This is a genomic window from Streptomyces sp. UW30, from assembly GCF_008042075.1.
GTDB lineage: Bacteria > Actinomycetota > Actinomycetes > Streptomycetales > Streptomycetaceae > Streptomyces.
In genome coordinates this window covers 1-1,347 of record NZ_RDBN01000189.1, presented here as the reverse complement: position 1 = coordinate 1,347, position 1,347 = coordinate 1, and the positions used below count along the sequence as shown (strand labels likewise).

The 1,347-nt window shown below is 70.5% G+C and carries 1 protein-coding gene; it reads right to left on the bottom strand.

Annotated features, from left to right (window positions below):
* Window positions 1-723: 723 nt before the first annotated feature.
* Window positions 724-1,185 (bottom strand): DUF3093 domain-containing protein, encoded by a 462-nt coding sequence (locus EAO75_RS45490; RefSeq protein WP_148000969.1) that lies wholly within the window; start codon window positions 1,183-1,185, stop codon window positions 724-726.
* Window positions 1,186-1,347 lie beyond the last annotated feature (162 nt).

Below are 1,347 nucleotides of genomic sequence, written 5' to 3'. Positions count from 1 at the left end.
GTTGGAGGCGCTGGTCGAAGAGGTCTTCGCGAGTTGATCAGCGGGGGCCTCCGGAGGGCGACCGGTGGGGCTTCGAGGGGCCGGTCGGCGGGGTTCGAGGCGCTGGTTGGACGGGCCCTTCGCGAGTTGATCAGCGGCGGCTTCCGGAGGGCGACCGGTGGGGCTTCCAGAGGTCGATCGGCGAGGTTGGAGGCGCTGGTCGGGCGGGCCCTTCGCGAGTTGATCAGCGGCGGCTTCCGGAGGGCTACCGGTGGGGCTTCGAGGGGCCGGTCGGCGAGGTTGGAGGCGCTGGTCGAAGAGGTCTTCGCGAGTTGATCAGCGGGGGCCTCCGGAGGGCGACCGGTGGGGCTTCGAGGGGCCGGTCGGCGGGGTTCGAGGCGCTGGTTGGACGGGCCCTTCGCGAGTTGATCGGCCGGGGCTTCCGGAGGGCGACCGGTGGGGCTTCCAGAGGCCGATCGGCGAGGTTGGAGAGCTGGTCGGACGGGCCTGCGCGAGTTGATCAGCGGGGCTTTCAGAGAGCGACCGGCGGGGGTTCCAGGGGCGGTCGACGAAAGTTCGAGGGGGCGGTCGACGGGTCTTTGCGAGGTCGATCCACCGGTGCTTCGGAGGCTGATCGGCCGGCCTCCGAGAGGCCGGCCGACGCTGCTTCCGCTAGGTGCGGTGAAGTTTTTGCGAGGGGGAGGGCAAGTTTTGACCGGGCCGGTGATGGCCCGCTCTGGTGTGCTAGGCCGAGGCCTTCGCCTCCCTGATCGCCTCCGCCAGCCGCTCCGGCTCACGGGTCGACAGGTAGAGGTACGGGGTCGGGTCATCGGGATCGACGACCTCCACACGCAGGGCCCTGGGGATGTAGGCACGCAGCAGGAGGAAGGCCCGGGTGTCGGCCTTGTGGGTGCGCCAGGCACGCGCCTCCTCCGGGTCCAGGACATGCGCCTCGCCCAGCGCCCGCAGCGGAATCTTCGCCTCGCCCGCGATGAGCGAGTCGCCCACGATCCGGATGCGGATGGAGCCGTACGAGCTGGCCATGACCGCCGCGGCGGCGGTGCCGCCGACCAGGCCCGCGAGCATGGGCAGCGTGCCGAACGGCAGAAGGATCAGGGCCATGGAGAGCCCGACCAGGAACGAGATCAGCCACCAGGACTTGGGTGCGGTGAGACGTTCTTCGTACGGGGCGGCGGAAAGCTGCATGGAGCAAAGCTTGGCACGGTGTCCGATTGCTGCCGGAGTCAGGGCCGTCGGGCAGGGCGGGGTGGGAGACGGACGGACGGGTAAGGTCCACGGTGTCCGATTGCTGCCGGAGTCAGGGCCGTCGGGCAGGGCGGGGTGGGAGACGGACGGACGGGTAAGGTC